The 22706-nt window shown below is 67.0% G+C and carries 23 protein-coding genes; 13 read left to right on the top strand and 10 right to left on the bottom strand.

Annotated features, from left to right (window positions below; all coding sequences use genetic code 11):
* The first annotated feature begins 188 nt into the window (after positions 1 to 188).
* The gene (locus NS355_RS11920) at positions 189 to 629 is read left to right on the top strand and encodes a hypothetical protein (protein WP_058745910.1); all 441 of its coding nucleotides are present in this window, start codon (positions 189 to 191) and stop codon (positions 627 to 629) included.
* A 193-nt stretch (positions 630 to 822) separates the two neighbouring features.
* On the opposite strand, the gene trpE is transcribed toward NS355_RS11920, so the two are convergent.
* A complete protein-coding gene (gene trpE / locus NS355_RS11915; RefSeq protein WP_058745909.1) occupies positions 823 to 2328 on the bottom strand; it encodes an anthranilate synthase component I in 1506 nt (501 codons plus the stop codon).
* Complete coding sequence (locus NS355_RS11910) at positions 2315 to 4261, bottom strand: peptidylprolyl isomerase (protein WP_058745908.1); 1947 nt, start codon at positions 4259 to 4261, stop codon at positions 2315 to 2317. Before NS355_RS11910 ends, trpE begins: the two co-directional genes overlap by 14 nt.
* A gap of 135 nt (positions 4262 to 4396) precedes the next feature.
* Between NS355_RS11910 and tpiA the strand changes: the two genes are divergently transcribed.
* A complete protein-coding gene (gene tpiA, locus NS355_RS11905) occupies positions 4397 to 5143 on the top strand; it encodes a triose-phosphate isomerase (RefSeq protein WP_058745907.1) in 747 nt (248 codons plus the stop codon).
* A 106-nt stretch (positions 5144 to 5249) separates the two neighbouring features.
* Here tpiA and NS355_RS11900 read toward each other — a convergent pair whose 3' ends face one another.
* Both NS355_RS11900 and NS355_RS11895 read right to left on the bottom strand, forming a co-directional pair.
* Entirely contained in the window at positions 5250 to 6629 is a 1380-nt protein-coding gene (locus NS355_RS11900; RefSeq protein ID WP_058745906.1) for a leucyl aminopeptidase family protein, read from the bottom strand.
* Entirely contained in the window at positions 6626 to 8026 is a 1401-nt protein-coding gene (locus NS355_RS11895) for a serine hydrolase domain-containing protein (RefSeq protein ID WP_058745905.1), read from the bottom strand. The genes NS355_RS11900 and NS355_RS11895 overlap by 4 nt, the downstream gene beginning before the upstream one ends.
* A gap of 237 nt (positions 8027 to 8263) precedes the next feature.
* Here NS355_RS11895 and NS355_RS11890 point away from each other — a divergent pair, with 237 nt between their 5' ends.
* A complete protein-coding gene (locus NS355_RS11890; protein WP_058745904.1) occupies positions 8264 to 8653 on the top strand; it encodes an MAPEG family protein in 390 nt (129 codons plus the stop codon).
* On the opposite strand, the gene rimO is transcribed toward NS355_RS11890, so the two are convergent.
* Positions 8637 to 9977, bottom strand: a complete 1341-nt coding sequence (gene rimO, locus NS355_RS11885; protein WP_058745929.1) for a 30S ribosomal protein S12 methylthiotransferase RimO — start codon at positions 9975 to 9977, stop codon at positions 8637 to 8639. The genes NS355_RS11890 and rimO overlap by 17 nt on opposite strands.
* Before the next feature lie 118 nt (positions 9978 to 10095).
* Here rimO and NS355_RS11880 point away from each other — a divergent pair, with 118 nt between their 5' ends.
* Entirely contained in the window at positions 10096 to 11190 is a 1095-nt protein-coding gene (locus NS355_RS11880; protein WP_084787879.1) for an anhydro-N-acetylmuramic acid kinase, read from the top strand.
* A gap of 31 nt (positions 11191 to 11221) precedes the next feature.
* Here the strand turns inward: NS355_RS11880 and NS355_RS11875 are convergent, their stop codons facing one another.
* The 3 genes from NS355_RS11875 to NS355_RS11865 all read right to left on the bottom strand — a co-directional run bounded on the left by NS355_RS11875 (position 11222) and on the right by NS355_RS11865 (position 12833).
* The gene (locus NS355_RS11875) at positions 11222 to 11467 is read right to left on the bottom strand and encodes a hypothetical protein (protein ID WP_058745903.1); all 246 of its coding nucleotides are present in this window, start codon (positions 11465 to 11467) and stop codon (positions 11222 to 11224) included.
* 55 nt (positions 11468 to 11522) lie between these two features.
* Positions 11523 to 12059 carry a CHAP domain-containing protein gene (locus tag NS355_RS11870; RefSeq protein WP_244489664.1) on the bottom strand — a complete coding sequence of 179 codons (537 nt, stop codon included), beginning with the start codon at positions 12057 to 12059 and terminating at the stop codon, positions 11523 to 11525.
* Positions 12060 to 12182: 123 nt separating this feature from the next.
* On the bottom strand, positions 12183 to 12833 hold the full coding sequence (locus tag NS355_RS11865) for a DUF6975 family protein (RefSeq protein ID WP_058745902.1): 651 nt from the start codon (positions 12831 to 12833) through the stop codon (positions 12183 to 12185).
* A gap of 267 nt (positions 12834 to 13100) precedes the next feature.
* On the opposite strand from NS355_RS11865, the gene NS355_RS11860 reads away from it, so the two are divergent.
* From NS355_RS11860 to NS355_RS11825, 8 genes are all read left to right on the top strand, one after another.
* Positions 13101 to 15371 carry a S9 family peptidase gene (locus NS355_RS11860; protein WP_153008205.1) on the top strand — a complete coding sequence of 757 codons (2271 nt, stop codon included), beginning with the start codon at positions 13101 to 13103 and terminating at the stop codon, positions 15369 to 15371.
* Positions 15372 to 15508: 137 nt separating this feature from the next.
* Positions 15509 to 16225, top strand: coding sequence for an MgtC/SapB family protein (locus NS355_RS11855; protein ID WP_058745901.1), 717 nt, complete (start codon positions 15509 to 15511; stop codon positions 16223 to 16225).
* Between the two features lie 257 nt (positions 16226 to 16482).
* Positions 16483 to 16734, top strand: coding sequence for a hypothetical protein (locus tag NS355_RS11850; RefSeq protein ID WP_058745900.1), 252 nt, complete (start codon positions 16483 to 16485; stop codon positions 16732 to 16734).
* 118 nt (positions 16735 to 16852) lie between these two features.
* Complete coding sequence (locus NS355_RS11845; protein ID WP_058745899.1) at positions 16853 to 17116, top strand: hypothetical protein; 264 nt, start codon at positions 16853 to 16855, stop codon at positions 17114 to 17116.
* Between the two features lie 13 nt (positions 17117 to 17129).
* On the top strand, positions 17130 to 17540 hold the full coding sequence (locus NS355_RS11840; protein ID WP_058745898.1) for a hypothetical protein: 411 nt from the start codon (positions 17130 to 17132) through the stop codon (positions 17538 to 17540).
* Complete coding sequence (locus NS355_RS11835) at positions 17537 to 17785, top strand: hypothetical protein (RefSeq protein WP_153008204.1); 249 nt, start codon at positions 17537 to 17539, stop codon at positions 17783 to 17785. The genes NS355_RS11840 and NS355_RS11835 overlap by 4 nt, the downstream gene beginning before the upstream one ends.
* Positions 17782 to 19068, top strand: a complete 1287-nt coding sequence (gene lysA, locus NS355_RS11830) for a diaminopimelate decarboxylase (protein WP_058745896.1) — start codon at positions 17782 to 17784, stop codon at positions 19066 to 19068. The genes NS355_RS11835 and lysA overlap by 4 nt, the downstream gene beginning before the upstream one ends.
* 119 nt (positions 19069 to 19187) lie before the next feature.
* Positions 19188 to 20216: an aspartate-semialdehyde dehydrogenase gene (locus tag NS355_RS11825; RefSeq protein WP_056437978.1), complete on the top strand. Its 1029-nt coding sequence runs from the start codon at positions 19188 to 19190 to the stop codon at positions 20214 to 20216.
* Positions 20217 to 20349: 133 nt separating this feature from the next.
* Here NS355_RS11825 and NS355_RS11820 read toward each other — a convergent pair whose 3' ends face one another.
* Positions 20350 to 20994: a YitT family protein gene (locus tag NS355_RS11820; RefSeq protein ID WP_058745895.1), complete on the bottom strand. Its 645-nt coding sequence runs from the start codon at positions 20992 to 20994 to the stop codon at positions 20350 to 20352.
* A gap of 105 nt (positions 20995 to 21099) precedes the next feature.
* A complete protein-coding gene (locus NS355_RS11815) occupies positions 21100 to 21633 on the bottom strand; it encodes a hypothetical protein (protein ID WP_153008203.1) in 534 nt (177 codons plus the stop codon).
* A 198-nt stretch (positions 21634 to 21831) separates the two neighbouring features.
* On the opposite strand from NS355_RS11815, the gene NS355_RS11810 reads away from it, so the two are divergent.
* On the top strand, positions 21832 to 22605 hold the full coding sequence (locus tag NS355_RS11810; RefSeq protein WP_058745893.1) for a helix-turn-helix domain-containing protein: 774 nt from the start codon (positions 21832 to 21834) through the stop codon (positions 22603 to 22605).
* The last annotated feature ends 101 nt before the right edge of the window (positions 22606 to 22706 follow it).

Here is a 22706-nt window from a genome sequence, read left to right as displayed (position 1 = left end):
GCGGGCGGCGCAACGCCCCGTTCGCATCGCTTACGCCCGGCGGGGCGATTGCCGCGACGCTGGCGCGATGACCGATCATGCGACATAGCGCCGCAATTCCGCCGGAAATCGGCCTTTACCCGGCTTCGTTCAGCATGGAGCCATGAAGGGCGTCCGACGTTGTCAGACGATAAGGAGTTTTCGTCACCATGGTTCGAGCTGCCCTGATTGCCGCCTTGTTGCTGACCCCGGCCACGGCTTTCGCCCAGCAAGCGGCGACCTCGGACCAGGCGCAGGCCAGCACGGGCCAGCCGCCCAAGCGGGTGCGCAACGTCACGCTGACCGGCGATCAGAAATGTCCCGAGAGCACGGCGGAGGAGGTCGTGGTCTGCGGCCGTGACGACGAACCCTATCGCATCCCCAAGGCGCTGCGCGACGACAAGCCGATCCCCGCGCAGAACCAGAGCTGGGTCAATCGTGCCGCGACGATCGACCAGGTCGGTCGCGTCGCGGGCGGTATTCCAGACACCTGCTCGCCGGTTGGTACGGGCGGTCAGAGCGGATGCAGCATCCTGTGGAACCAGCAATATCAAGCCGACCGCCGTGCGCGTCGTGCCGAGGCAACGCCGCCTGCCGCCGACGGGGAATGATGCCCTTGGGACGGTGATCGGCTGACCCAATCCTGTTCCCCGGCGAAGGCCGGGGCCCAGTGGCCACCGTGCTCGTTACAGGTTCATCGGCGGATGGAAGCCCCTTTATGGAACTTGCCGCGCAGTCTCAGGCGGGTCGAAACTGGGCCCCGGCCTTCGTCGGGGAACACTGCCTTTAAAGGGCTGAATATATTTATTGCCCGAAACCGCCTTCACCTGCCCGCGCCACCGCATCCCGAGCAGCGGCCAGCATCGCGCCCGCCTTGGCCTCGCACTCGCGCTGTTCATAGGCCGGGTCGCTATCGGCGACGATGCCCGCGCCCGCCTGGACATGAATGGTGCCGTCCTTGACCACCGCCGTACGCAGCACGATGCACGAATCCATCGAGCCGTCGGGCGAGAAATAGCCGACGCCGCCCGCGTAAGGACCGCGACGTTCCGGCTCCAGTTCCGCGATGATCTGGCAGGCGCGGACCTTGGGCGCGCCGCTGACCGTGCCCGCCGGAAATCCCGCGAACAGCGCGTCGAGCGCATCCTTGTCGTCGGCCAGATGACCGACGACGTTGGACACGATGTGCATGACGTGGCTGTAGAATTCGACCGAATAGCTGTCGGTCACGCGCACACTGCCCGCCGAAGACGCACGGCCGACATCGTTGCGGCCCAGATCAAGCAGCATCAGATGCTCGGCGCGTTCCTTCGGATCGGCGAGCAGGCTGTCGCGGTTGGCGGCATCCTCGGCGCGGGTCTTGCCGCGGGGGCGCGTGCCCGCGATCGGCCGGATCGTCACTTCGTCGTTGCGGACGCGGACCAGGATTTCGGGGCTGGACCCGATCAACGAAAAGCCCGGCAGGTCAAGATGATAGAGGAAGGGCGAAGGGTTGATCCGCCGCAGGCTGCGATACAGCTCGAATGGCGGCAGGGTGAAGGGTGCCGAGAAACGCTGCGCCAACACCACCTGGAAGATATCGCCCGCGACGATATAGTCCTTCGCGCGCGCGACCATCTCGCCATAGCGACCGGGCGGGAGCGCGGGTTCATAGGCCGGTTCGGGCAGATCGGCACGTATGGCTGCGGGCAGCGTGGCGGTCGCGAGGCGTGCGGCGGTGGCGTCCAGCCGCTCCTCCGCGTCCGCGATCATCCGCGCGGTATCGCGCGCCGTATCGGGCCATACGGGGGCGACCAGATAGAGCGCATCGGCCAGCCGGTCGAAGACCAGTATGACGGTCGGCCGCACGAAGATCATGTCGGGCAGGCCGAGCGGATCGGCGTCGGGCTGGGGCAGTGTCTCGACCAGCCCGACCGTCTCATAGCCGAAATAGCCGACCAGACAGGCCAGCGCCGAGGGCAGTCCCTCGGGCACATCGGCGCGGCATTCGGCGACCAGGGTGCGCAGCGCCGCCAGCGTCGGCGCGTCGCACGGCTCGAACGCGTCGCGGTCCGTGGCCCAGTGGCGATTGATCGCGGCGGCATGGCCCTCGGCGCGGAAGACGATATCGGGGGCCAGGCCGATCAGGCTGTACCGTCCGCGCGTCGCGCCACCCTCGACCGATTCCAGCAAAAAGTCGCCACGACCCGGCTCGATCAGCTTCAGCGCGGCGGCGACCGGCGTCTCGGTATCGGCGATCTGCCGACGCCAGATCAGCTGCGGCTGGCCGTCGGCCAGCCGTTCAGCGGTGCTGCGCTCAGTTGCTCCCATTGTTCAGCAACTCCGAGCGGGTCTTGGCGACCGCCTTGGGGTCGGTCTTGACGACGACTGCGTCGCGAACGGCGCGCGCGAACTGCGAGACATATTCGCGGCCGATCAGGCGGCCGATATCGCCGCGCGCGGCGCGGATCGCGGCGTCGTTGCCGGTCGCGTTGCCTTGTTCGATCTTGGTCACGCGGATGATGTACCAGCCCTCATTCTGCGGGGCGGCCAGGGTGCGGGCCTTGTTCTGCGGCATCGAGAACAGCAGCGCGAGCGGGGCGGCGGCGGGCGTGTTCTGTGCGGCGGCCAGATCGCGGCGCGAGGCGGCGATCGGGCGGACCGGCGGCACCGCCAGCCCGGTTTCCTTCAGCGCCTGCGCCATCGGCATGCCCTTGTTCACCTTGGCGAGCACGGCATTGGCGAGCGTGCGGGCGGCGGTGCGCGCGCGGTCGGCGGTCAGGTCGGCGAGCACCTGGCTACGGACCTGCGCCAGCGGACGCGGGGCGGAACGCTGGATCTGGCCCACGCCGACGACTGCGAAGCCGCCGTCCTGGCCGATCGGCACGATCTGCGGTGCGTCGCCATCCTCGGCGGTGAAGGCGGCGGTGATCATCGCGCGCTGTTCCGGCGTCGGCTGGAAGGCCGGGGCATCCGGTGCCGCGCCCTGGGCGGTGACAGCGGGCGTGGTCTGTGCCTGCAGCTTGCGGTCGGCGATCACCTCGTCGAACGTGGCATTGCCCGACAGCGAGTCCTCGATCGCGTTGCGCATCTCGCCCAGTGCGGCGGCCTGCTTCTGCTTGGTCAATTCCGTGACGATTTCAGGGCGCGCCTGGGCCAGCGACTTGCCGGGCACCTGGGTGATCGCATCGACCTTGGCGACAACGAAGCCGAGCGTCCCGCGTACCGGGCCGATCACGCCACCCTGCGGCGCACCGAACACGGCATCGGCGACGGCGGCCGAGGCCTGGGCGGCATAGGCCGCCTTGTCGACGCCCTTCTGCACCGACGCCTCCAGCCCGGCGGCGCGGGCGGCGTCGGCCAGCGAGGTGCCGCCCTTCGCCTTGGCGGCCAGCGCATTGGCGCCCGCCTGGTCGGCGACGATGACCTGGGTCACGTCCCGCTTCTGGGTTGCGGCATAGCGCGACTGGTTGGTCTGATAGTAACGTGCGATCTCGGCCTCGCTCGGGGTCGCCTTGGCGGCGACGGCGGCGGGGTTCACGACCGCATAGCGGACCACGCGACGCTCCGGCAGAGTGTAGCGCTGGACGTTGCGGGTGTAGAAGGTCTGGACATCGGCGTCGCTCGGTGCGGCCCCTGCGGGGACCAGGCGGGTCGGGATATAGCCGACCTCGCCCTGCCGCTTTTCGAGCAGCAGCGAGGCATAGGGCAACGCCATCTGCGTCGCGAACTGGGTCGCGCCGACGGTCGGGATGGTCAGTTGCTGCGCGAAGGTCGAACGCTCGATATCGGTGCGGACCTGCGCATCGGTCATCTTCCGCTGCGCCAGAAGCTGCTGATAGAGCGCCGGATCGAACTGGCCGTTGGGGCCGCGAAACGCCGGGATCGAGGCGATCTGGCCGTCGACCAGGCGGCGCGAGACGACCATGCCCTGCTGCTTGCCGAACTGTTCGAGCGCCAGGCCGGTGATCTCGCGCTGGAGCACGCCCTCGAACCCGCCTGCGGCGATGAACTGCGCCATGTCGAGGCCCGGCTGTTCCTGGCGATAGGCCGCGACTTCGTTCTGCGCGGCGGTGCGCAGGTCGTTGACGGTCACTTTCGCGTCGCCGACCTTGGCCACATCGGCGCCGGTCAGGCCGCCAGCCATGCCCGCGATATTGGTGACGTCACCAGCCGCGAACGCGATCGCGATCACGCCCAGCACGATGAAGGTCACGACGACGCCGGCCTTGGAATTGATGATCCGGCGGAAGAAGCTGAGCATGGACGACCGATCGGCAAAGACAAAAACGTGTCCCGCTTTAGGGGGGAGGTGGCTCGGCATCAAGCTTGTGCGAAATGCACGATCCGCTATCGGTGTTGAACACGTATAACATACGACTCATTTGGGGAGCCTCATATGGCACGGCGCAAACTGGTGGCGGGCAACTGGAAGATGAACGGTTCGCGCGCGACGCTTGCCGAACTGGACGCCATCGCGAAGGCCACCGAGGCTGCGCCGAACGTCGATGTGGCGGTCGCGGTGCCCTTCACCCTGATCGCGCCCGCCGCCGAGCGCGTTCCCGGCCTCGCCATCGGAGCGGAGGATGTGCATGAGCGCGATGCGGGTGCGCATACCGGCTGCGTCTCGGCGGCGATGGTCCTGGAAGCAGGGGCCAGCTTCACCATCGTCGGCCATTCGGAACGCCGGGCCGATCAGGGCGAGACCAGTCAGGACGCCTGGGCCAAGGCGGCGGCGGCGCACCGCCAGGGGCTGAACGTCATCCTCTGCTGCGGCGAGACCGAGGCGGAGCGTAATGCCGGGCGCGCCGAGCGGGTGGTGCAGGCACAGATCGAGAAGTCGGTGCCCGACAATGCGGACGGCCGCTGGTTCACGCTCGCCTATGAGCCACGCTGGGCGATCGGGACGGGGCGGACGCCGACCGTGGACGAGATCGCCAGCATCCACGCCATCGCGCGCGCCAAGCTGCGCATGCTGATCGGCGATGCGGCGGACGGGGTGCGCATCCTGTACGGTGGTTCGGTGACGGGCGAAAATGCCGCGACGCTGTTGGCGGTCGAGAATGTCGACGGCGCGCTGGTCGGCGGAGCCAGCCTGACCGCCGCGAAGTTCGTGCCGATCATCGAGGCGGCGGCGGGGTTGTAACGGCGCGTTGGAGCGTGCGCTTCGACTTCGCTCAGCGTGAACGGCTGTCGGGTATAGTCCCCAACCCCCGTTCAGCCTGAGCGTAGTCGAAGGCCAAGCTACAACCTCAACGCCCCGAATACCGCCCCTTCAACATCGCAAACGCCGCGCGCAGCGCATAGGCATCGCCTCCCTTGGGCCGCCCCGGCTTGCCCGAGGGCCGCCATGCGAACACGTCGAGATGCGCCCAGGCCGTGTCCTTCGGCACGAAGCGGCGCAGGAACAGCGCGGCCGTGATCGCCCCGGCAAAGCCGCCGTCCGGCGCATTGACCATGTCGGCGATGTCGGACTTGAGCATGTCGTCATACCCGTCCCAGAGCGGCATCCGCCACACGGGATCGTCCTCGCTCGCCGCCGCCGCAAGCAGGTCCGCCGCCAGCGTCTCGTCATCGGTGAACAGCGGCGGCAGGTCGGGGCCCAGCGCCACGCGCGCCGCGCCGGTCAGGGTGGCGAAGTCCAGGATCAGTTCCGGCTTCTCCTCGCCCGCGCGGGTCAGCGCGTCGCCCAGGATCAAACGGCCTTCGGCATCGGTGTTTGTGTTCTCGACCGTCAGGCCTTTGCGGGTCTTGAGTACGTCGCCGGGGCGGAAAGCCGGGCCCGAAATGGCATTCTCGACCGCCGGGATTAGCAGGTGGAGCCGGACCGGCAGCTTCGCCGCCATGACCAACCCGGCCAGCGCCAGCGCATGCGCCGCACCGCCCATGTCCTTCTTCATCAGCCGCATGCCCGCAGAGGGCTTGATGTCCAGCCCGCCGGTGTCGAAGCACACGCCCTTGCCGACGATCGCGATGCGCGGATGGGCGGGATCGCCCCAGTGCAGCTCGATCAGCCGGGGTGCCCGTTCGCGGGTCGCGGCCTGGCCGACCGCGTGGATCATCGGATAGTCGCGGGCCAGCGTCTCGCCGCCGGTCACCATGATCTGCGCGTGATGGGTACGAGCCAGTGCCTCGACCTCTGCCTCCAGTTCGGCGGGACCGAGATCGCCAGCCCCCGTGTTGACCAGATCGCGGACCTGCGCGGTTGCGGCGGCGAGGCGGATCACCTCGTCCCGGTGCGCGACATCGCGGGTCAGCAGCACGCGAGGGCCGTTGTCATCGCCCTTGCGATAACGGGTGAAGCGATACTGGCCGAGCAGCCAGCCCAGCGCGTTCGCGCCGACCTCTGCGCCGTCGAGCCGATATTGGCCTTCCGGCAGGGTTTCGGACAGCTTGGCCAGCGCCCAAGGGCTGCTGGCCTCCGCAACGCCCGCGATCACCGCCACCTCGCCGTCCTGCGGCACGACCAGATGCGTGTCGGGCTTGGCGGTGAAACGGTGTGCCGTCGCCAGCGCGCGGGTGGCGACGGGCTGGCGTGCGAGCCAGTCGGCGAAGCCCTTGGGGGTCAGCAGGGTGATCGTCCGGGCGGGCTGGCCGCGATCGGGCTGGAGCAGGGGGGCGAAGTCCATCATTCGGCGGGGCTCACGAGGAATTGTTCGATCTTTCCGTTGGTGCCGGGCTCGGCATAGGTGCTGATCCGAAGCGTGCGACCGGGATAGGTGACGCGATAGGAGCGGTTGACGAACCCGCCGCGCAGGCGCGTGCGACCCGCCTGTTCGATCTTGGTCGGCGCACCCAGGGGCGACAGGCTGGTCCGGTAATCGGCCAGCGTCGTCGGCGTGAAATAATAGGCCGCATCCTCGGTCAGCAGCGAACGGTCGAGAGTACCCGCCTGAAGCTGGGCATAGACCCGCCTGGTCCGGTCGAGCGCGGCGGCGTCCTCGGCATTGGCCTGGGGCGCGGGCAGGACGATGTCGGAAATGCCCTTGGCGATCCGGCTCTGCGCATCGGCAAACCAGGCGTTGACCGCGACGACCACGGCGGCCTTGTCGTCCGGGTAGACGATATTCTCGGTCAGGAAGCCGACCGCCTCGCCGCTATGTTCGACGAAGCGGCGGCCATCGGCGGTGCCGACGCCCACGCCCAGTCCGTAATTGGTGTTCGAGCCATCGGCCAGCTTGACCGGCGTCTCCTGCTCGGCCCAGTCCTTTGCGGGGAGCAGCGTGCGGTTCATCCGCGCGACGTCCCATTTGGCGAGGTCCTGCGGCGACATGGACAACTCACCCGCCGCATAGAGCCAGCCGGGGGCAGCGGGCGTCTCGACCCGCACGGGGCCGAGCGCATGGCGCAGATAGCCCTGCGGGAAGCCCGGGCCGACCGCCTTGTCCTGATCCACCGCGCGGATATCCAACGGTTGGAAGACGCGGGTCTGAAGAAACTGGAGGAGCGGCTGGCCCGACACCTTCTCGACGATCATGCCCGCCACGACATAGCCGGTATTGGAATATTGCCACTGGGTGCCCGGCTTGAAGTCGAGCGGCGCCTTGGCCCAGCGGTCGACGATGCCCTGTGGGCCAGTCGGCGTCGCCATCGCCTTGAAGCTGTAATCCTGCGGCCAATAGTCGCGCAGGCCAGAGGTGTGGCTGAGCAGCTGGCGGATGGTGATCGTGTCGCCGTCGGTGATGCCGGGGATATATTTGGACACCGTGTCGTCGAGCGAGAGTTTGCCGTCGTCGGCCAGCAACTGGAGGGCGGTGGCGGTGAACTGCTTGGAGACCGAGGCGATCTGATAGGGCAGCTTGGCGTCGGCGGGGCCGGTCTGCCCCTCGAACTGTTTGCCATAAGCCTTGGTCAGCACGATCCTGCCGCCCCGCACCACCGCGATCGAGGCGGAGGGGACGCCGCTATCGGCCAGCGTCTTCGTCACCAGCGCGTCGATCTTCTGGGTTTCCGCCGGGGTCAGGGCCTGGGCGAGGAGCGGCGCAGGGGCGATGAACGCGATCGCCGCCAGCAAATGGGGGTATCTCATGGGCATCAAGGAAGCAGGTTTGCGGGGGCGGTGCAACGGTTGTGGTTGGGACCTGGCCTTCGACTCCGCTCAGGCCGAACGGGAGATGGGAGGCATCCGGCGCTTTTCTTACGCCACCCCGGCGAGGGCCGGGGTCCAGTTGTCCCGTCCGGCGTTGGGGAAAGCATCGCACGCCTCGGTGAGCGTCGCATCTGGACCCCGGCCTTCGCTTGGGCGGTATCGTAGAGGGAAAAGGGAATGACCACCGAACTGACCATCCTCGGCTGGTCGATCATCCTGCTGTTCGTGCACATCGCGCTGCAATCGCAGCTGGCGACGTTGGACCGGAGTATCGGTTGGAATGCCGGCCCGCGTGACGGGACACCAGCGCCGCTCGGGCGCTATGCGGGCCGGGCCGAACGGGCGTCCGCCAATTTCCGTGAGACCTGGCCGATATTCATCGCACTGGCGCTAGGCCTGGCGGTCACGGGACAGAGCGGCGGGATCGCGGCGACCGGCGCGTGGGTGTGGTTCCTCGCGCGGGTCGCCTATGTGCCGCTCTATATCTTCGGCGTCCGCTATGTGCGGTCGCTGGCCTATCTGGTGTCGATGGCCGGGCTGGTGATGATGCTTACCCGTTTCCTGTGACGGGAACGCCGTAAAGGTCGTGCTCGTCGGCATCCTCAATTGCAACCTTCACGATATCGCCGACCGACAGATGCCCGGCGTCGCGGAGGAAGACTTCGCCGTCGATCTCGGGCGCGTCGGCCTGGGAGCGACCGGTCGCGCCGCCCTCCTCGTCCACCGCGTCGATGATGACGGGCAGGGTGCGGCCGACCTTGGCCTCCAGCTTGGCGGCGGAGATGGCGGCGGTCTTTTCCATGATCCGCGCGTAACGCTCTTCCTTTACCTCCTCGGGGACGTGATCGGGCAGCGCATTGGCGGCGGCGCCCTCGACGGGCTCGAAGCGGAAGGCGCCGACGCGGTCGAGCTGGGCTTCATCCAGCCAGTCGAGCAGATATTCGAAATCCTCCTCCGTCTCGCCGGGGAAGCCAACGACGAAGGTCGAGCGGATCGCGATGTCGGGGCAGATGTCGCGCCACTGGTGGATGCGCTGAAGGACCTTGGCGTCGTTGCCGGGGCGCTTCATACGGCGAAGGGCCGAAGGCGCGGCATGCTGGAACGGGATGTCCAGATAGGGCAGCACCAGCCCCTCCGCCATCAGCGGGATCACCTGATCCACATGCGGATAGGGATAGACATAGTGCAGGCGAACCCAGGGCGCGATCTTGCCCAGTTCGCGGGCCAGGTCGGTCATGTGCGGCACGACCTCCTGCCCCTTCCACATCCGCGGTTCCTTGCGGATGTCGATGCCGTAAGCCGAGGTATCCTGGCTGATGACCAGCAGCTCGCGCGTGCCCGCCGCGACCAGCTTCTCTGCCTCGCGCAGGATCGCGTCGGGCCGACGGCTGACCAGGTCGCCACGAAGCGACGGGATGATGCAGAAGCTGCACCGATGGTTGCAGCCCTCCGAAATCTTCAGATAGCTGTAGTGACGCGGGGTCAGCTTTAGGCCCGCATCGGGGATCAGGTCGATATAGGGCGACAGGTTCGCGGGCGCGGCGGCATGGACCGCCTCCACCACCTGCTCATATTCATGCGCGCCGGTGATCGCGAGCACGTCCGGGAAGCGGGTGCGGATCGCCTCGGCTTCCTTGCCCATGCAGCCGGTCACGATGACGCGGCCATTTTCCTTGATCGCCTCGCCGATAGCCTCCAGGCTTTCCTCCTTGGCGGAGTCGAGAAAGCCGCAGGTGTTGACCAGCACGACATCGGCCCCGGCATAGTCGGGCGACATCTGATAGCCGTCTGCGCGAAGCTGGGTCAGGATGCGTTCGCTGTCGACCAGATTCTTGGGACAGCCGAGCGAGACCATGCCGACACGCGGCGGAGTTGGGAGTTTGGTTGCCATGGGATACGCGCGCACATAGGCCAAAACGCGACGCTTTTCCAGATGGCGCGCGAAGTCCGGTCGACAGGCGCGTGCGATGGCGGCATGGATGGACGTGGAAGCGAGAGGATAGGGCGCGATGCTGGCGATCGGATTGATGTCGGGAACGTCGCTGGACGGCGTGGACGCGGCGCTGATCGAAACCGATGGCGAGGCGCTGGTCCGGCCCATCGCCTTTCGCACCGAAGCCTATTCCGACACCGCCCGCGCCGAACTGGCGGAGGCGACGACGCTCGCCCTGACCTTCGACCGGCCGCGCGCCAGCCCGCCCATCGTCGCGGCGGGCGACCTGATCGTGCGGACCCATGCGATGGTCGTGCAGAAGCTGCTGCGCGACGCCGGAGTCGAGGCGAAGGCGGTCGACGTGATCGGCTTTCACGGCCAGACGGTCGCGCATCGCCCCGACCGTGGCTGGACCTGGCAGATCGGGGATGGACAGGCGTTGGCGGACGCGACCGGGATCGTCACGGTGTCCGACTTCCGCTCGGCCGATGTCGCGGCGGGCGGGCAGGGGGCGCCGCTGATCCCCGTCTATCACGCCGCGCTCGCCGCCGATCTGGAGAAGCCTGTTGCGATCCTGAACCTGGGCGGTGTCGCGAACATCACCTTCATCGGGACCGACGGCGCGTTGGTCGCCTTCGATACCGGACCGGCCAACGGCCTGATCGACAGCTGGATGGAGGCGGAAACCGGCCAGCGTTACGATGCAAACGGGGCGCTGGCGGCGAGCGGGCGGGTCGAGCCGACCGTGCTCGACACGATGATGGACAATGGCTGGTTCGACCTCGCCCCGCCCAAGTCGCTCGACCGCAACGACTTCACCATTCAGCCCGCGCGGGGCCTGTCGGCGGCGGATGGGGCGGCGACGCTGACCGCCTTTACCGCGCAGACCGTGGCGCGGGCGCTTGATCACCTGCCCGAGCGGCCCCGGCGGTTGCTGGTCGCGGGTGGCGGGCGGCACAACGCCACCATGCTGGCGATGATCGCGGCGGCAACAGGGCTGACGCCAGAGCCGACCGATGCGCTGGGCTGGGACGGCGACGCGCTGGAGGCGCAAGGGTTCGCCTATATGGCGGTGCGGCGGCTGGAAGAGCGGGCGATCAGCTTTCCAGGTACGACCGGCGTGCCGAATGCCATGACCGGCGGCCTAGTCCACCGGCCTTCCGTGAGCTGACCCATTGCTCCCCTGCAAGGGGAGGGGAAAATCAGCGCCGCCTGGCTTTCGTTCGCGCCATGGCTGGAACCGGGCAGCCGTCAATCTCGCGTATCACTGCGAACCGTGGCTCGGCGTCTGGCATTTCGTTCAGCTTGCGCAGACCGACGACGGGGGCGGACTGGCTCACCCGCGTTTCTTTCTGCACGCAGCGTTCGGGTAATTGGCCGATGCTGGGCATGGTCGGCGGGGGCGTTCCCCGATCGGTGGACAGCATCAACAGCGCGAGCAACATCATCGATCGTCTCCCGTGGCAGGAGATCAATCTATGTCAGTGGAACCGAGTCTGGCAATCAGCGCGCGACATAGGCGTCGATCAGCGCGCCGACATAATCGGGCTTGTCGCCAGTCAGTTCGGGCGCCGCTTGGCCCTTGCCATAGATGAAGCCGTAAATGGGATAGGTCGAACTGCCCAGGCCTTCGGAATCGCGGAACCAGACCTTTACCACGCTCCAATCATTGCCCGGCGAGACATCGAACAGCGTCACGTCCTGTTCGGCATGGCCGCGCTGGCCGTTCTGGATCGACCAGTTGGCATGGGTCAGCATCAGCACCCGGTCCTCGACCACGCGGCTGACCACCGCGACATGGCCCAGCGGCAGGCGGCTGGTCTTCTCGAACACGACGACTGCGCCGACGCGGGGGGTGCGGCCGCGGGGATATTTGCCCTCCGCCTTGGACCACCAGGTCCAGGCATCGCCATAGATCGCGATGCCCGAGGCCTGCCGAGCGAAGGGCACGCATTGCCCGACATAGTCGAGCAGCGAATGCGCCTCGGCCGCCGGAACGACCGTCAGCGCGCAGAGCGATACGATTGCCTTGGACACCATGCCTCTCATGCCGATCAAGCTATCCGATTTGCGCGAATACCCAACTGTTCAAAATGGTTAATACGGGGCCAGGGGGATCGACGGAGGCGCGGACGCGACCAGTCGAAGACCCAAGGGAGCGCATCAGCCGCGCCGCGCGCTTGCCCGCGCCTCCAGCAGATCCCACAGGCCGCGATGCTGGACGAGCAGCTGCGTCGCCCCGAACCCGCGTGCGCGCGCCAGGCCGATGCCCGACTCGTCGTCCTCCACGTCACATAGCGGCTCGGGCATCTGGCCGGGGGCGGGCGACAGGCCGAAGCGCCGCGCCGCCTGGTCGAGCACTTGCCGGATCGAGCGCCAGTCGAGGATCAGCGCCGAAACGGCGCCCGTTGCGCAGCCCCGCCGATCCGAATTGGCGAGCATTTCCAGCGTATGGCGAAGCTGGGTCAGCGCGGCATCGGTCTGGGCCTGGCCGGGGGTGGAGGGCAGCGGCCCCGCCGCCGAGGTCAGGTTGGCGAGAAAGGCGCGCTCCAGGGCAAAGGCATTGGAGGATCGGATCAGCCAGGGCAGGGTTTCGATCTGGATCCCACGCGCCATGGCGTAATCGATCATGCAGGGATGATTGCCATGGACCGCACAGACCGCATGAACCGCATCGGTCAGGTCATGCAGCAGAACCTGCGGCATCAGCAACGTCTGGACGTGCGGATGCCCGGCGCTGCCCCATCGCGCCAGGATCGCACGGATGTCGCCGCGCCGATCGTCCTGAAATTCCAAAGCGGTACTTGTCGCCATGTCCGTTCCGATAATGGGCCGGGCGCAGGCGACAGAACCGTCATTCGACCGTCGCACCCGAATGACGGCCCTAACGGAATTTCGTTAATGCCGGGTTTACGAAATCTGAAACGCCTCCGTTACGAGTTTAGTTGCTGATTCATTTCGGGAAAGCTGGCGTTGATCCGGCCCGTGCGGGATCGCGCTTGCGGGATGGCAGCGCCCCCGCGATAACGCGCGCCATGGCCGGGCAAGGACCCGGCAATGACAAGGTTCGGAGTGGTATGAATGCGCAAATGGGTGCTGGGTCTGGCGCTGGCGTCGGTCGGGGCGTCGATCGCCATGGGTTCGGGGGCCTCGGCCATGTCGGCTGATGGCCCGACCGGTCAGGAAGCCGAACAGGGCAAGCTGACCCTGCAGCGCGTCTTCGGCAGCCCCGACCTGTCGGGGTCGCAGCCGCGCGGCCTGCGCCTGTCTCCCGACGGCACCCTCCTGACCTCGCTGCGCCCGCGTGCCGACGAGCGTGAGCGGCTGGACCTCTGGGCCCGCGACACCCGCACCGGCGAGGAGCGGATGCTGGTCGACTCCAAGAAGGTCGGCTCGGGCGCGGAACTGTCCGAGGCCGAGAAGATGCAGCGGGAGCGTGCGCGGATCGGCGGGTCGAAGGGCATCGTCGCCTATGACTGGGCCCCTGACGGCAAGTCGATCCTGGTGCCGCTGGACGGCGACCTGTATCTCGCCGGTCTGGACGGGCAGGTCCGTCGCCTGACCAATACGCCCGGCGGCGAGTTGAACCCGATCGTCAGCCCCAAGGGCGGCTATGTCAGCTTCGTGCGCGACCAGAATTTGTGGGCCATGCCGCTGGGTGGCGGCGAGGCGCGCGCGTTGACCAAGGACGGCGGCGGCACCGTCCATTTCGGCGAGGCGGAGTTCGTCGCTCAGGAGGAAATGCACCGCTTCACCGGTTATTGGTGGAGCCCCGACGAACGCTATATCGCGGTCGAGCGGTTCGACGACGCGCCGGTCAAGGTCGCGGTCCGCGCGGCGATCGGCGCGGCGGGGACCAAGGTCTATGAACAGCGCTATCCGGCGGCGGGCACGCCCAATGCGCTGGTCGATCTGTACGTCATGAAGGCGGACGGATCGGGCCGGGTGAAGGTGGACCTGGGCACCAATCTCGACATTTATCTGGCGCGCGTCGACTGGACGCCGGACGGCTCGGCGATGCTGGTGCAGCGCGAGAGCCGCGACCAGAAGACGCTCGACATGCTGCGTGTCGATCCCAAGACCGGCAAGTCGACCGTCCTCTTCACCGAACGTTCGGGCGACCGCAGCTGGCTGAACCTGTCGGACGCCTATCGCCCGATGAAGGACGGCAGCCTGATCTGGCGGTCGGAGCGCGACGGCTATGGCCATCTCTACCGCTTTGCGAACGGCCAGTGGACCCAGTTGACCAAGGGGCCGTGGGTCGTCACCAATCTGGTCGGCGTCGACGAGGCGAAGGGAAGGCTCTATTTCACCGGGCTGAAGGACGATGTGCTCGAACAGCATCTCTACGCCGTCGACATCGCCCAGCCGAACGTCATCACCCGCCTGACCGAGCGCGGCTATACCAACAGCGCGACGATGGACTCCTCGGCCAGCCGCTTCATCGTCTCGCGCTCCAGCCCGAGCCAGCCGACCCAGGTCTATCTGACCGATACGACGGGCCAGCGGCTGAGCTGGATCAACGAGAATGCGATCGTCGCGGGCCACCCCTATGCGCCCTATCTCGCCAGCCACCGCGAGACGAAGTTCGGTACGATCAAGGCCGATGACGGCACGACGCTCTATTGGGAAATGATTACCCCCAAGCTGGTGCCGGGCAAGCGCTACCCCGTCTTCTTCCAGCATTATGGTGGCCCCGGCACCGGCCAGCAGGTCACGCGCGGCTGGCAGGGGGCGTTGCCGCAATATCTGGTCGATCAGGGCTGGATCTTCTTCCAGATCGACAATCGCGGCTCGTATAATCGCGGCAAGGCGTTCGAGGATGCCATCTACCACGCGATGGGCACCGTCGAGGTCGCCGACCAGCTGGCGGGGGCGAACTATCTGAAGACGCTGCCCTTCGTCGATCCGGCGCGGATCGCGACTTATGGCTGGTCGTACGGCGGCTATATGTCGATCAAGATGCTGGAGAAGACGCCGGGCGTCTATGCCGCCGCCGTGTCGGGGGCACCGGTCACCGACTGGCAGCTCTATGACACGCATTATACCGAGCGATATCTGGGCGATCCGCGCACCGACCCGCAGAGCTATGCGGGCTCGCAGGCGATTACCGATGCGGCCAAGATCCGCGATCCGCTGATGCTGATCCACGGCATGGCGGACGATAACGTCTTCCTCGACAACGCGACCGCCTTCGCCGCCGAGATGCAGAAGACCGACACGCCGTTCGAGATGATGCTCTACCCAGGTCAGACCCACCGCGTCGGCGGACCGGGCGTGTCCGAGCATCTGTGGCACACGATCCTGAACTTCCTCGACCGGACGGTGAAGGACAAGTCGAAGAAGAAATGATCCCGTCATTCCTCCCCTGTAAGGGGAGGGGGACCAGCGAAGCTGGTGGAGGGGTGTCCCCGCTGATGGTGACACCCCTCCGTCAGGGCTTCGCCCTGCCACCTCCCCTTGCAGGGGAGGAATAGGATGGGCACCCCATGGCATTCCTGAAGACCTTCCATCTCTGGCCGTTCCTCGACACGTTGGTCAGCTATCTGACCGCGTTCGTGCTGGGCACCGTGATCGGCGCGGAGCGGCAATATCGCCAGCGTACGGCGGGGCTGCGTACCAACGCCCTTGTCGCGATCGGCGCGGCGGCGTTTGTCGATCTCGGCCAACGGCTGGGCGGCGATGTCGAGTCGATCCGCATCATCGCCTATGTCGTCTCCGGCATCGGCTTCCTGGGCGCGGGCGTCATCATGAAGGAGGGGATGAACGTCCGTGGGCTGAACACCGCGGCGACCCTCTGGTGCTCGGCGGCGGTCGGTTCGATTGCCGGCAGCGACATGGTGGCCGAAGCGGTGCTGCTGACCGTCATGGTCCTGATCGCAAACACCGCGCTGCGCCCGCTGGTCGATGCGATCAACCGTATCCCGGTCGAAGGACGCCATGTCGAGGCGACCTATTCGGTCAGCCTGACGACCAGCGCCGCGCAGGCCGGGCCGGTCGGCGACATGCTGGTCGAACATCTGGAGCGTGCCGGGTTGCCCGTGGCCGAGCTCGAAACCGAGGAATTGGGCGAGGATCAGGTGACCGTCGCCGCGACCCTGACCAGCACCATCGTCGAGGCGGGCGAGCTCGACCGGATCACCGACCATTTCCAGTCGGTCCACGGCATCGCGCACGCCACCTGGGCCGCCAGCACGCACGATTGAGGCGGGCTGGATCGTACCGCTCCGGCGTGTGCCCGCAAGAGTCGAGATGCGTCCAAGGGGCTGCGGCCCAACCATGGCCGCCATCCCGGCCTTCGCCGGGATGGTCTAGGGGAGTTGTGGGGATGAGCGATCCCAAATCCCGATTCACCGAACCATCGCGAGGGGCGCCCCTATGCCAACACTATGCGAAACCGGGGAATCGCTCTCGCATTGCTATGGCCGCCGGGCATAGCCGCTGAACCGATCAAGGAGGCGGTATGGCGGTACGGTATCGGACATGGCGGCACGGACTGGCGCTGCGATTGCTGGGTGTCGGGCTTTGTATCCTCGCCTGGCGGGCGATCGCCTATCTGATGGCCATGGCGGGGCATGGCGGCCGTGCCGGGTTGCTGGGCTATGCGCTGGCGACGGCGGGCTTCCTCTTCGCCAGCCTGGGCAGCGCCTTGGCGATCATGGGCGAGCACCTGTTCGACGAGGTGCAGGTCAGTGCCCGCTGGCGGCGGATATGACCGACACTATGCGGGCGCTATGCGTTAGCGGGAAATCGATCTCGAAACCCTATGGGGCGAGGCGTAGCTGATGCGGGCGGGCGATCGAACGCCCGATCGGCAGAGGTTCCCACTATCCATGTGTACCGATTTTCCAATCGCACCCGACCCGCAGGCGCGGCTCATCTATGTCGGCCAGGACCGTGCGGGTCACTGGCTTGTGCAGGATAGCGCTGGCCAGTTGGAAGGGCGCTTCATCTCGCGTGGCGCGGCCATGCGCTATGCGGTCGAGGAAGCCGAAATCTATCATGCCAGTGTCGCGGTCGCGCAAGACGCACTGACCCCGCTGGTGTCGTTCGATCCGGTGGCGGCCGACGCCCCGGTCCTGTCGCGGGCAGCGTGAGGGAGGCGCGACCATGCAGATCGACAGCAGATATCGCCACGACCCCCGCTGGCCCGCCATCGAGGCGGCGCTGGGTTCTCTCCGCGAGCGGCATCGCCATGCGGTGCGGATCGTCGACGCCGATTGCGGCGCGGGCGGCTTCCTGATCGCGGTCGCCGAACAGGCGCGGGCAATGGGCTTTACCGCGATCGAGGCACGCGGACTGGGTGGTTCGCCCGCGATGATCGGCCGGGCACGGGCCGCGGCCAGGCGTCATCGCCATGCCGCGATGGGTCTGGTCTTCGAACGCGGCGACGCGGCCGACGCACTGGCCGGGGAGCGTGACTTTCCCGCCGACATTCTGGTCTGTCATCGGTGTGGCACCCAGATGCACGCCGCCGCGACCTGCGTGATCGGCGATCCGATCGAGGAGATGGCGGCATGAGCGGGCGGGATATGGCATGGCGGTCGCTGGGCGGCCTGATGACGTTGGGTGCGGTCGTCGCGACGCTGAGCGGGCCGTCGGAATCGCTGCTGGCGCTGTTCTGGTTCTTCGTGGCGCTGGGCGGGGTCGTGCTGATGCTGAACGGCAAGCATATGATCCAGGCGCTGCGGGCCGAGCGGCGGGGGCATTATCATACGGCCGAGGCCATTCATGCCGCGCGCCTACGCCGGACGCGTCGGTCATGAGCCGCAATTCAGGCTTTGTGCTGCGGGGCGAGGCGCTTCATGCCGAAGGCGTGGCGCTCAGCCGGATCGCGCGAGCGGTGGGTACGCCGACCTATGTCTATTCGGCAAACGCATTGCGCGCCGCCGCCCGGCGGTTCCGCGAAGCGCTGGCCCCGATTCCGCGCAAGTCGCTGGCCTTTGCGGTCAAGGCCAATCCGTCGCTGGCGGTCCTGTCGGTGCTGCGCGACGAGGGGTTCGGCGCCGATATCGTGTCGGGCGGCGAACTGACCGCTGCGCTGGCGGCGGGCATGGCCGCGGAGGACATCGTCTATTCGGGTGTCGGCAAGACCCCGGATGAACTCGCACAGGCGCTGCGGGCCGGGGTCGGCCATATCAACCTGGAGGGCGAGCGCGAGGGGGATGTGCTGGCGACGACCGCCGTCCGGATGGGCGTCGAGGCGACCGCGCTGCTGCGGGTCAATCCCGATGTCGATGCGGGCACCCATGCCAAGATCACCACCGGCACCATCGACAGCAAATTCGGCGTGGCTTTTGCAGATGCGATCGGCATCTTCGACCGGCTGGCCCGGCGTCCCGGCCTGACGCTGCAAGGCGTCGCGGTCCATATCGGCAGTCAGATCATGGACCTGGGGCCGCTGGAGGCCGCCTATCGCCGGCTCGGCGAACTGGTCGCGGCACTGAGGGCACGTGGGCATCGCATCACCCATGTCGATCTGGGCGGCGGGCTGGGCGTCGATTACCGCGGCGGCCCGGACGGCGATGTCGCCGCCTATGCCGCCATGGTCGCGCGGGTGACGCAGGATTGGGACGTGAGGCTGATGTTCGAGCCGGGGCGCTATATCGCCGCCCATGCCGGGGTGCTGCTGACCCGCGTGCTCTGGGTCAAGCCGGGCGAGGGTTGCCCGTTCGTCGTCATCGACGCGGGCATGAACGATCTGGCTCGGCCCGCGCTCTACGACGCCTGGCATGAGTTCGCAGCGGTCGCCCCGAACGGCGCGACGATGCGGGCGCATGTCGTCGGCCCCGTCTGCGAAAGCAGCGACCGCTTCGCCACGGGCCGGTTGATCGACCGGGTGAAGGAAGGCGACCTGGCCGTCCTGCGCGACGTCGGGGCCTATGGCGCCTCGATGGCGTCCTGCTACAACAGCCGGGCACTGGCGGCCGAGGTCATGGTCGAGGGCGATCGCTTTGCCGTCATCGCGCCACGGATCGATGCGGCGGCTCTCCGGCCGCAGAGCGTGCCCGACTGGCTAGAATCCCATAAGCTAGGCCACGCGGCCTGAGAGGCGGGCGGGGGCCGTTAAACCCCCGCTTGTCCCGGCGAAACGCGCACTTTTCGCAAAGTTGGTGGACGCGTCCACGCAATGACGCTACCGGCTCACGCTTCCGAGTGGAGGATATAATGGGTTATCGCGTGGTGGTCGCCGGGGCGACGGGCAATGTCGGCCGGGAAATGATCAACATTCTGGCGGAGCGGGAATTCCCGATCGACGAACTGGCGGTCGTCGCCTCGTCGCGCAGCCAGGGCGACCAGATCGAATACGGTGAGACGGGCAAGATGCTCACCATCAAGAATATTGAGCATTTCGATCCCACCGGCTGGGACATGGCTTTGTTCGCGATCGGATCGGACGCGACCAAAATCTACGCGCCCAAATTCGCCGCCGCGGGCTGCGTCGTGATCGACAATTCGTCGCTCTATCGCATGGACCCGGACGTGCCGCTGATCGTGCCGGAAGTGAACCCGGACGCCATCGACGGCTACACCGCCAAGAACATCATCGCGAACCCCAATTGCTCGACCGCGCAGATGGTCGTCGCGCTCAAGCCGCTGCACGACAAGGCGACGATCAAGCGCGTCGTCGTCGCCACCTATCAGTCGGTGTCGGGCGCGGGCAAAGCGGGCATGGACGAGCTGTTCGAGCAGAGCCGCAACATCTTCGTCGGCGACCCCGCCGAGCCCAAGAAGTTCACCAAGCAGATCGCCTTCAATGTGATCCCGCACATCGACAGCTTCCTCGACGACGGCTCGACCAAGGAAGAGTGGAAGATGGTCGCCGAGACCAAGAAGATCCTCGATCCCAAGGTCAAGGTGACGGCGACCTGCGTGCGCGTGCCGGTGTTCGTCGGCCATTCCGAGGCGCTGAACATCGAGTTCGAGGATGAGATCTCGGCCCAGGAAGCGCAGGACATCCTGCGCGAGGCGCCCGGCGTCATGCTGATCGACAAGCGCGAGGACGGCGGATACGTCACCCCGGTCGAATGCGTCGGCGACTATGCGACCTTCATCAGCCGCGTGCGCGAGGACTCGACGGTCGATAACGGCCTGTCGCTGTGGTGCGTATCGGACAATCTGCGGAAAGGTGCCGCACTGAACGCCGTGCAGATCGCCGAACTGCTCGGCCGCCGTCACCTGAAGAAGGGCGACTGACTTGTCCATTCCTCCCCTCGCAGGGGAGGTGGCAGGCCGTCAGGCCTGACGGAGGGGTGTCCCGCTCTCGATAGGGCGACACCCCTCCACCAGCTTCGCTGGTCCCCCTCCCCTTGCAGGGGAGGAAAAGGGTTCACCGCCCCATATACAGCCCCGGCCGGTGCCAGGCGAAGAGGATCAGGCTGATCGCCGCCGCGCTGATCGCGGACCACATCATCTGCACGCCCGAAACCACCGGGATCGCCATCGCCAGGATGACGACATCCAGCGCGACCTGGGTCATGCCCATATTCCACCCGCGCTTGCGATAGAGCCAGATGGTGATGACCCCGGTGCCGCCGACCCCCGCCTGATGCCGGGCGAGCGACAGGATGCCCATGCCGATCACCGTGCCGCCGACCAGCGCGGCAAAGGCCGGATGCACCCCGTCGACATGCACCGACACCCGCGTGATGGCCGAGGCCACGCCGATACCGACATTAACCAGCACCGTCTTCACCGCGAACCGTGCGCCCATCACCTTGTGCGCGAACAGAAAGAACGGGATGTTGACCAGCGTGAACAGCACGCCGGCCGGTAACGGCAACAGATAGGACAGCAGCAGCGCGACGCCCGCGATCCCGCCCGTCACCAGTCCCGCCGCTTTCAGGAACATCAGCCCGACGACCAGCAACGTCACACCGATGAAGATCGCATAGGCGTCTTCGAGCAGGCTGTGCGGACGCCCGATCGGGCTGGGCGGCAGGGTTTCGGCAGGGGAGGCGGTCGCTGCGGTCATCGAGGGTCCGGATCAAGGGTCCGGCATCCGCTCCCGATTGGCCTGCTTCTTGGCGGCAGAGAACGGTCCCATATCGCAATCGTGGCGAAACGCCAATCGCCTGGCTCAGCCCAGGAACAACCAGCCCAGCGCGATCATCACCACCAGCGCATAGAAGCCGCCCTTGGTCCTCAGCAAATAGCTGGCCCCCAGGACGCCCGTCGCGGCGAGCGCGCAGGCCGCCACCCGGTCGGCGGCGATCCATTCCAGGATGACGAACGCGCCGACCATGTTCGCCGCCGCATTGACCGCGATCCAGATATAGGACGGAAAGGCCCCGATCGATCCGATCAGCGGGATCTTGATCGTGGCGAAGCCGCGCATCGTGCCGGGAAACAGGTCCGCCGCCAGATGGAAGCCCACGCCGAACCCCAGCCCCGCCGCGACCGGCCAGGTGCGCAGGTCGAGCGTGGCGACGTAGAAGGGCAGGACGCTGTGCACCAGCGCGCTGCGATGCTGGAGCTGGAGCGGCGTATCGAGATCGGGCAGCCGCGTCCCCGCCGCCGTCGCCGCCGCGACCGTGGCGATCAGCATCCACGGCCCCCCTCCACCGGCGAACGCCAGGATCACCGCCAGAAGAAGGAATAGGGATGCTGCCATGGGCGGCGGCTAACCACTTGTACCCCTTTTGTCCATGCGTGCGACTCGCGTGGAATCACAAAAAAGCACGGATTCCCGCCATTTTGTCGCGGGCTGGTGAGAATGGGACTCAAGGCACCCCTTCGGCCCGTACCGACACGGTCAAGGTACAATTTTTTGAGGGTGGTCGGCGGGCCCGGCTCCGGCATAGTCGGCGCCATGACCATGCAGGCCAAAGCGGGTATCGGCGCGCTGACCGACCGGGAAAAACAGACGCTGCGACTGATCGTCCGAGGGCATGACGCCAAGTCGATCGCACGCGAGCTGAACCTGTCGGTCCACACCATCAACGAACGGCTGCGCGACGCCCGCCGCAAGCTGGCCGTGTCGAGCAGTCGCGAGGCTGCGCGGATGCTGCTGGAGGTGGAGGGCGACGCATCGCTGCCGACCCCCGATTATGTGGGGGACATGAGGATCGGGGAGGACCGATCCGAGCCGATGGCGGATGAAAGCCCGGCGCCGATCGTCGGCGTGGAGACCGGCATCCGCCGTCCCCGGATCATCATCGGAGCGATACTCATGACCCTCGCCCTCAGTCTGCTTGCCCTTGGCGGCCTGACCCATATGGCATCCGCGCCGCATTCAACAGCGTCGACCGTGGTGAGCGATCCCGCAGCGGTCGAAGCGGCACAGCGTTTCGTACAACTGATCGACCAGGGCCGCTGGGGCGAAAGCTACCGTCTAACCACGAGCAGCTTCCGCAAGCTCAATACCGAACAGGTCTGGGCCGCCACCTCGGAAAAGGTACGGATGCCGCTGGGCAGGATGGTGTCGCGGACCTTGCTCAGCCAGGACGATGTTCCCGCGCCGCCTGCCGGTTATCAGATGGTGCGGTTCAATACGCGCTTCGGCACCTCGGCGCCCATTGTCGAAACCGTCACGTTGGAGCGGGAAAATGGCGAGTGGCGGGTCGCCGGTATTTATGTCGGCTAGGAGGCCACCCTCACCCTTCCGGCGCTTCGCGCCTCCCTCCCTCTCCCGGCGGGAGAGGGAAGGGGCCCGCCCGCGTTAGTGGGTGGGAAGGGTGAGGGCCG

The sequence above is a fragment of the Sphingomonas yabuuchiae genome, assembly GCF_001477495.1.
GTDB classification, from domain to species: Bacteria; Pseudomonadota; Alphaproteobacteria; order Sphingomonadales; family Sphingomonadaceae; genus Sphingomonas; species Sphingomonas yabuuchiae_A.
Note: the sequence above shows the minus strand (reverse complement) of the source record. Positions and strands in the feature narration are given on the sequence as shown.